Annotated in this window: 6 protein-coding genes and 1 pseudogene; 4 read left to right on the forward strand and 3 right to left on the reverse strand. The window is 49.9% G+C overall.

The annotated features are described in order from the left end of the window. Positions 1 to 131: 131 nt before the first annotated feature. The 4 genes from HPS54_RS06715 to ispF all read left to right on the forward strand — a co-directional run bounded on the left by HPS54_RS06715 (position 132) and on the right by ispF (position 6153). Positions 132 to 749, forward strand: coding sequence for a fumarylacetoacetate hydrolase family protein (locus HPS54_RS06715; RefSeq protein WP_172344699.1), 618 nt, complete (start codon positions 132 to 134; stop codon positions 747 to 749). After that, the gene (porU, locus tag HPS54_RS06720) at positions 749 to 4318 is read left to right on the forward strand and encodes a type IX secretion system sortase PorU (protein WP_172344700.1); all 3570 of its coding nucleotides are present in this window, start codon (positions 749 to 751) and stop codon (positions 4316 to 4318) included. The genes HPS54_RS06715 and porU overlap by 1 nt, the downstream gene beginning before the upstream one ends. A 72-nt stretch (positions 4319 to 4390) precedes the next feature. Further along, complete coding sequence (porV, locus tag HPS54_RS06725) at positions 4391 to 5560, forward strand: type IX secretion system outer membrane channel protein PorV (RefSeq protein ID WP_172344701.1); 1170 nt, start codon at positions 4391 to 4393, stop codon at positions 5558 to 5560. A 113-nt stretch (positions 5561 to 5673) separates the two neighbouring features. After that, a complete protein-coding gene (gene ispF, locus HPS54_RS06730) occupies positions 5674 to 6153 on the forward strand; it encodes a 2-C-methyl-D-erythritol 2,4-cyclodiphosphate synthase (RefSeq protein ID WP_172344702.1) in 480 nt (159 codons plus the stop codon). Positions 6154 to 6305: 152 nt separating this feature from the next. Here ispF and buk read toward each other — a convergent pair whose 3' ends face one another. From buk to HPS54_RS13080, 3 genes and pseudogenes are all read right to left on the reverse strand, one after another. Then, complete coding sequence (buk, locus tag HPS54_RS06735; protein WP_172344703.1) at positions 6306 to 7367, reverse strand: butyrate kinase; 1062 nt, start codon at positions 7365 to 7367, stop codon at positions 6306 to 6308. 18 nt (positions 7368 to 7385) lie between these two features. Then, positions 7386 to 8303, reverse strand: a complete 918-nt coding sequence (locus tag HPS54_RS06740; protein WP_172344704.1) for a phosphate acyltransferase — start codon at positions 8301 to 8303, stop codon at positions 7386 to 7388. A gap of 167 nt (positions 8304 to 8470) precedes the next feature. Further along, positions 8471 to 8590, reverse strand: a pseudogene (locus tag HPS54_RS13080) (IS30 family transposase); the annotation flags it as partial.

Raw genomic sequence — 8590 nt, forward strand, 5'->3', positions numbered from 1 at the left:
AGGCGTGCGGACAAATACAAGAATATGTCCTTACCATGAGGAGGATATGTTCGGATGTCTGTTATCCCCGAACTCGCGTATTTGTCGTGGCGTTCTAATATAGATATACGTTTAATTTTTAACATCTGTTTATGAAGATTTTTGCGATAGGAATGAACTACATCCGGCACAATAAAGAGCTGGACGGAACGTTATATAAACCGGAGGAACCTGTTATCTTTACCAAAGCCGACTCTGCATTGCTTAAGGACGGCAAGCCGTTTTTCCTTCCGGACGACATGGGGCGTGTGGACTACGAGACCGAACTCGTGGTGCGCATCTGCCGTTTGGGTAAGAGTATTCCGCAGAGGTTTGCCCACCGGTATTACGATGCCGTGACCGTGGGCATAGACTTCACGGCGCGCGACTTGCAGAACAAGCTCCGTGCCGAGGGCAAGCCGTGGGAACTGTGTAAGGGCTTTGACGGCTCGGCTGTGATTGGCAGCTGGGTTGAGACGGAGAAGTTCCGCGACATTCAGGCGATACATTTTCATCTCGATGTCAACGGAACCGCCGTTCAGGAGGGCTGTACGAGCGATATGCTTTTCAAGGTGGACGAGATAATAGCCTACGTAAGCCGCTTTTTCACATTGAAGACAGGCGACCTTCTGTATACCGGAACTCCCGTGGGCGTGGGTCCGGTGAATATAGGCGACCATCTTGAAGGCTATCTCGAAGATAGGAAAGTGTTGGATTTTAACGTTAGATAATGCGAAAATATATATTGTGTATCATGCTTCTGGTGTCCTGTTCGGTATTTGCAACGGGTCAGAAGTTCTTTAATCTTACTGCAAATGAGGTGAAGATAGACAGCATGTTGCCTGTCTTTACACACTCCGTGCCCCTCGGTGCGGAATATGCCGACTCCGTATATACGGTCAATATAGAATATGCCGAGTTTATAGACATGAGCCGCGAAGACATAGAGCGGTATATGAGAATATCCGGCAAACCGCTGAAAGACATGCCCGAGGTGACGCAGCATGTTGTGGTGGAGCGTAAGAAAGGACGGCTCGAAATATCGTTTGTTCCGCTGGTATACCGCAAAGGAAAATACCGTAAGCTGGTGAGTTTCATGCTCGACGTCAAGGCTAAGTCCGTAAAGAAGTCGCAACGGCGTGCCCGTGCCGCAGTGCCGTCAGAGCGCTATGCCGCACACTCCGTGCTGGCAACGGGACGGTGGGCAAAGATACGCGTGCCCGAGACTGGCGTATATCAGCTTACCGATGCCGTGATACGCCGCGCCGGGTTCTCCAATCTTTCAAAGGTGAAGATCTACGGTTATGGCGGAGCGTTGCAGAACGAGAAGATATTGGAAGAGGATATCATAAAATACGACGACCTTAAGGAGGTGCCTACATGCACGCTCAACGGTCGCCGGCTTTTCCATGCGCAGGGTCCCGTGACGTGGAAGAGCAGGACGGCGGCGGAGCGTACGCGCAATCCGTACTCCGATTACGGATATTATCTTATAACACAGGGCGATGACGAGCCGCTGAGTGTTGACAGCGCCGCCTTTGTGGACTCGTTCTATCCTTCGAACAACGACTACCATACACTGCGTGAAGTTGACAACTTCGCATGGTTTCAGGGCGGGCGCAATCTTTTTGAGGATGCTCCCATACAGTTTGGAGACTCTGCCGCTTACGTTATAGTGGTGCCGACGGACGGCGAAGAGACCACCCGAGGCACAATATCCGTGGCGTTGACGGCAGGTAAGGGAAGTTCTGTGACAACGGCGGAAGTGTGGCTGGGCGACAGACTTCTCGGCACACAGCGAATAAGCGGGTTGTCGAAATACGATGAAGGCGGCATCTCCAAAGCCACATACAGCATTGAACGGATGCCGGCAAAGGATACGGTGACGATAAAAACGATTATGGGGGGACCGGTGAGACTTGACTATATTTCCGTGTATCATGAAACTCCCCGACCGCTTCCGGACATCGCGCGCGAGTCTTTTCCCACACCGGAGTATGTCTATAACATCACCAATCAGGACCTCCATGGCGACGGGGCGTATGACATGGTGATAATAGTTCCGGCTTCGGGCAAGTTGAACGAGCAGGCAAAACGCCTTAAGGACTATCACGAGAAGCACGACGGTTTGAGGGTACGCATGGTGCCTGCCGATGAGATTTACAACGAGTTTTCGAGCGGAACACCTGATGCCAACGCCTATCGCCGTTATATGAAGATGCTTTATGACAGGGCAACCACAGAAGCGGACATGCCTCGTTATCTGCTGCTCTTCGGCGACTGCGTATGGGACAACAGGATGAAAACGGCGGCAATGCGCGGTGTCAATCCCGATGATTACCTGCTTTGTTTTGAGAGCGAGAACTCGTTCAGCTACGTAGACTGTTATGTAGACGACGGCTTCTTCTGTCTTCTTGACGACGGAGAGGGTACGGATTTGATGAGTTCGGACAAGCATGACATTGGTGTGGGGCGTTTCCCCGTAAGCAACGAGCACGATGCAAAGATACTTGTCGACAAGACCATAGCATACATGGAGAACAAGAATGCCGGCGCATGGCAGAATGTGGTGATGTTTATGGGCGATGACGGAAACGAGAATATACACATGAAGGGTGCCGACAATGCCGCCCGTGTGGTGGAAGAGCTCAATCCCGGACTGCATGTTAAGCGTGTTATGTGGGACTCTTATGCGCGCGTCTCGTCTTCAACGGGCAATTCTTATCCCGATGTCATGGAACTGGTAAAGGCGCAGCAGGCTGCCGGAGCGCTTGTAATGGACTATTGCGGGCATGGTCGTCCTGACCAGATATCGCATGAGAGGGTGCTCACTGTCAACGACTTTGCCAACTTCAACAATACAAACTATCCGTTGTGGATAACCGCTTCGTGCGACATTATGCCGTTCGACGGTACCGTGCAGAACATTGGTGAGACGGCTTTGCTCAATGCCCATGGCGGTACTATGGCTTTCTTCGGTACCACGCGCACCGTATATACAGACAGAAACGAACGTATAAACAAGGCTTTCCTTCGCGCATTGTTCACCAAGGTCGACGGAAAGTATGTCTCGATAGGCGATGCGCAGCGCATTGCCAAGAACTCTCTTATCACTGCCGGGATAGAGTCGGAGAGGGATCACACGGTGAACAAATTGCAATATTCGTTGCTGGGAGACCCGGCGCTTGTGCTCAACATTCCTGAACTGAGAGTTGTTGTGGACCGAATCAACGGCGTTTCGGTCGATGATGCCGATGCTGAGATTCTGCTTAGTGCAGGCGGACAGGTGACCGTGAGCGGTCACATAGAGCGTGGAGGAGATGTGTGTACGGATTTTAACGGAACGCTGACGGCTAACGTAAGAGACTCGGAAGAGCAGATAGAGTGCCGCCTGAACGATACTACGACAGACGGAGCATCGACAAAATTAGTGTATTCCGACAGGACGAAGTCGCTCTTCAACGGTCGTGACAGCGTGCGTGCCGGACTTTTTGACTTCTCGTTCTCCGTCCCAATGGATATCAACTATTCAGATCGGAGCGGGCTTATAAATCTGTTTGCTGTGAACAACGACAACACTTTGTCTGCAAACGGATATTGCGACAGCTTCACGGTGGGAGGCACGGAGAACGCCAAGACAGACTCGATAGGTCCGTCCATATACTGTTACCTTAACTCTCCGTCGTTTTCAAACGGCGGCAACGTGAACACAACGCCTTATTTCGTGGCGCAGATAAGAGACAAGGACGGCATAAACACCACAGGCAACGGGGTGGGGCATGACCTGCAGCTGACGATAGACGGCGACATGTCGAAGACATACATACTGAATGAAAACTTTACGTATGACTTCGGAAGCTATACTTCCGGAACGACATTCTACAGCATTCCCGAGCTAACGCCTGGGCGTCATAAACTGCGTTTCCGCGCATGGGACATCATGAACAACTCTTCCACGGCAGAACTTACGTTCAATGTGGTTAGCGGACTGACGCCCGGACTGTTCAGCATAGGTTGTACGGACAATCCCGCCCGAACATCGACAACGTTCATCGTAAACCATGATCGCTACGGCAGTAATATGGATGTGGAGATAGAGGTGTTCGATATCAGCGGTCGTCCGTTGTGGAGACATAAGGAGAACGGGGTGTCGCCGATAGGGGCGTATACCGTGGATTGGAATCTTGTAAAGGACGACGGCGGTCGTCTTCATACCGGTGTTTATCTCTACAGGGTGCAGATAAGCTGTGACGGCAGCAGCAAGGCATCGAAAGCTCACAAGCTGATTGTCATAGAATAATGTCCCTCGGGCAATAAATCGGCGCATAATCAGTTATGTATTAAAATAAGTTATTAAAAGGTATTATATTAGATGAAGAATTTCATGAGACTTTTCACGGCTGTTGTCCTCGTATTGTTTGCGACAACTGCCGGTGCGCAGGATAAAACAGATATATTCAATCCGGTAAATACATCGGTGACCTCTCAGATGATTGCTCCCGATGCACGTGCCGCCGGTATGGGTGACGTGGGTGTTGCCACAGATCCTGATGTCAACTCGCAATACTGGAATCCGGCAAAATATCCGTTCTGTATAAGTCGCGCAGGAGTGTCCCTGAACTACACTCCGTGGCTTCGTCAGTTGGTCAGCGACATGTCGGTGGCATATCTTTCGGGCTACTACCGCATAGGCGACTACAGCGCCGTGTCTGCCTCTTTGCGTTATTTCTCGCTCGGAGAGGTCTTCACCGACGAGTCTGAAAACGCAATGACAATCAACCCGTATGAAATGTCTGTCGACGTGGCATACTCGCTTATGCTCAGCGAGAAGTTCTCTCTTGCAGCGGCGGTGAGGTGGATTTACTCCGATCTTACTTACAATTTTTCCGACGACACGTCACCCGGTAGTGCCTTTGCTGCCGACATAGCATGTTACTATAACGACTATATCAACATCGGCGAGCGCGAGTGTCAGTTGGGTATAGGTCTTAATATAAGCAATATAGGTAGCAAGATCACGTTTGGAGGAAGCAATGACAGCGAGTTCATCCCTACCAACATGCGTCTCGGCGCATCGCTGATGATACCTGTGGACGAGTACAGTCGCTTTACCATCGCTGCCGATGCAAACAAGTTGCTTGTGCCTACCTACCCGCTTCAGGAAGAAGGTGAGCTTGAGGAAGATTATAAACGGCGTGTCCAGAAAGAGTATTATGACGTTTCGAGTATAGCCGGTATCTTCAAGAGTTTTGGCGATGCACCCGGCGGTTTCAAGGAAGAGCTGCAGGAAGTGAACTGGAGTGTGGGTGCCGAATATGTCTATAACGACAAGTTCTCGGTGCGTGCCGGATATCATCATGAGTCGGAGAACAAGGGAAACCGTAAGTACTTTACCGTTGGAGCGGGCTTCCGCATGAGCGCGTTCACGCTCGACTGCGGTTATGTCATTGCTACGGCAAAGAGCAATCCGCTCGACCAGACAATGCGTTTCACCCTCGGTTTCGACATGGATGGTATCAAGGATCTGTTCCGCAGGCGGTAGACAAAGGGCTTGACTGTGATATTATAGGTTCTATGGGGCTTACGTTATAGGTTCTATAAGGCTTATAGGTCTTATGGGACTTATATTTTATTTAATCAAAAAACATAATTGAAATGAACATACGTGTTGGCTTTGGCTTCGATGTGCATAAGCTCGTTGAGGGTCGGGAACTTTGGCTTGGCGGAATAAAGATAGACCATATGCTCGGGCTTCTTGGGCATAGCGATGCCGATGTTCTTATCCATGCCGTCTGTGACGCCCTGCTCGGAGCTGCCAATATGCGTGATATAGGCTGGCATTTTCCCGACACTTCGCCAGAGACGCTTAATGTTGACAGTAAGATTTTGTTGCGCAAGACAATGCAGTTGATAGCGTCTAAAGGTTATAAATTGGGCAATATGGATGCCACGATATGTGCGGAGCGCCCCAAGATAAATCCCCACGTGCCTGCAATGAAGGCTTGTCTGGCTGATGTGATGGATACCGATGAGGACAACATATCCATAAAGGCGACCACAACAGAGCGTCTCGGATTTACCGGAAGGGAAGAGGGGATAAGCGCGTATGCCACGGTGCTGATTGTAAAAGAATGATTTTTGACAGATAATAAAAAGCCGGCGTTGTGCCGGCTTTTTGTTTATCGGAGAGTGTGAAGGTGTTCAAAAGGAGATAAATGAAGATAAGAGAAGATATAGGAAGATAAAAGACAAATTACCCTTATCTTCTTTCGCATTGCCCTCAGCGGTCATACATACTCCTTTATCTCCAGTTCGCCGTTCAATGCTCCGAGCGCATTGAACGCCAAAGACTCCATTTCGCCCTCGCCCGGCATGACAACCACAGGAGCCATATACGATGTGCGGCGTGTCAGCGTGTCGATGCAGTACTTGCTGTGAGATATTCCTCCGGTGTATATAATGGCGTCTACCTGCCCGTCTAATGCCACGTACATAGCACCCACCTGTTTCGCCACACTGTATAGCATGGCATCAAGCACAGTGCGGTAAGGTTCGTTCCCCTCCTCTGCCTCGCGCGACACGGTTATCATGTCGTTGGTTCCGAGATGCGCAACGATGCCGCCCTGACCCGTTATCATCTTCATAATCTGTTTCTGGCTGTACTTTCCGCTGAAACAGAGGTCGACAAGCTGGTTCATCGGTAGCGTTCCGGAACGTTCCGGCGAGAATGGTCCGTCACCGTTGAGGGCGTTGTTCACGTCTATGACTTTTCCCTTGCAGTGTGCTCCCACGGATATTCCGCCGCCGAGATGAACCACTATAACGTTTATGTCCTCGTATTTCCTGCCGATAGACTTGGCGTATTTACGCGACACCGCCTTGCTGTTCAGCGCGTGGAAAATAGTTCTTTTCTTCATGAAAGACAGACCGGTTATGCGCGCCAAAGGCTGCAACTCGTCCACCACTCCAGGGTCTGCCATGAACGCCGGGCAACCACATTCGTGTGCAATCTCGTATGCTATGATTGCTCCGAGGTTGCATGCATGCTGATCTTTGGCGTGTTGCAGATCGTAAACCATTTTCTCGTTTACCGTATATACGCCGCCTTGCAGAGGCTTTGTAAGTCCGCCCCGACCTATCACTGCATCGAATTTTAACGGTATACCCGACTTCTTCAGACCGTTGAGTATAAACTCCTTGCGGTATTCGTATTGCTCGTTGATGTTGTGAAAGGCGGCAGTTTCCGACGCAGGATGATGACCTCCCGACATCCATACCGCCTTGTCGTCCTCAAAGACAGCAGTCTTTGTGGATGTCGACCCCGGGTTTATGACGAATATTCTTTTCATGTATTATGATCTATAATGTTATTTCTTGTCCGCTGTGGCACATGCCAGAATGAGGCTGCTGAACTTTGATTCTGACGAATCTGCTCTCGATGCCACCACTACCGGTGCCGTGGTGCCGCATAACATGCCTGCCGTCAGTGCGTTGCCGAACACGGTTATCGTTTTGTAGAATACGTTTCCGGCCTCGATGTTTGGGAATATCAGTATGTCGGCATTCCCCGCCACGGGTGATGAGATGCCCTTTATTTTTCCGCTTTCGGCGTCACATGCGGTTTTTACATCCATAGGACCGCCCACAGAAATGTTGCCGTAGGCGTTCTCACCGGCACGCTTCATTATCTCGGCATAGCTTATGGTGTGAGTAAACTTTTCGCTTGTTTTCTCCGTGCAGTGTATCAGTGCCACGTTGGGTATGCCGTTGCTGATTTTCCGGAACACATCTGTGGTATATCGTATTATCGCCTCAAACTGTTCCGTCGTTGGTCGCGGTATCACCGCCGCGTCTGAAAAAAGAAGCAGTTTCTTATATGCTGGAATTTCCGCCGCTGTGATATGGCTCAGCACGCTTCCCTTTTCCATTATTCCGTTTTCCTTGTCCAGTACGGCGCGCAACAGCACATCTGTGTTCAGCGTGCCTTTCATCAACACGTCTGCATCGCCGCTTTTTACCAGCGACACTGCTTTGCGCGCTGTTGCCACATCGTCTTTCTCGTAAAAAACAGTTACGTGTCGGGGGCTGATGTTCATTATCCCGTCTGCCGCTTCACGGCTTTGTTCGTCGGCAACGAGTAGAAAATCAGCCAGTCCCTCTTGCAGACTGCGCATTATCACTTCTTTTGTGTGTTCGTCGCCCGGTCTTGCCACGGCAACCCGTCTCCGTGTTCCGGCGGTTTTAAGCTGTTCCGCCAAGGTCTGAAAGTCAATCGTCGTGTACATAAGTATTAGATTTTTAATGAGGCAGTTGACGCCTCCGTAATGTCTGTCAAGCCCTACATGTCGGGGCTTACACTATCTCCGGACAAAGATAATATATTTATTTTTAATTATACATGCAGGATGTCGGCTTTTAACAAAAATATTATACATTATATATATGGGTAGTTTCAACTGGCAAGTGCAAAATTAATGATTTGTTTGAAGAATTCTTCTTTCGGGGTTGAGAAATTTAGTTTCTTTCTCGGTCTGAGGTTCAATTTCTTTCCCACTTTCTTGATATAGTTGTC

Source organism: Xylanibacter caecicola (genome assembly GCF_013166515.1).
Lineage (GTDB): Bacteria > Bacteroidota > Bacteroidia > Bacteroidales > Bacteroidaceae > Prevotella > Prevotella caecicola.

What these genes read in the sequence shown, in the direction of transcription:
- HPS54_RS06740 (WP_172344704.1), bottom strand. Translation starts at nt 8,303, where the DNA reads ATGTACACGACGATTGACTTTCAGACCTTGGCGGAACAGCTTAAAACC.
- HPS54_RS06715 (WP_172344699.1), top strand. Translation starts at nt 132, where the DNA reads ATGAAGATTTTTGCGATAGGAATGAACTACATCCGGCACAATAAAGAG.
- ispF (WP_172344702.1), top strand. Translation starts at nt 5,674, where the DNA reads ATGAACATACGTGTTGGCTTTGGCTTCGATGTGCATAAGCTCGTTGAG.
- porV (WP_172344701.1), top strand. Translation starts at nt 4,391, where the DNA reads ATGAAGAATTTCATGAGACTTTTCACGGCTGTTGTCCTCGTATTGTTT.
- porU (WP_172344700.1), top strand. Translation starts at nt 749, where the DNA reads ATGCGAAAATATATATTGTGTATCATGCTTCTGGTGTCCTGTTCGGTA.
- buk (WP_172344703.1), bottom strand. Translation starts at nt 7,367, where the DNA reads ATGAAAAGAATATTCGTCATAAACCCGGGGTCGACATCCACAAAGACT.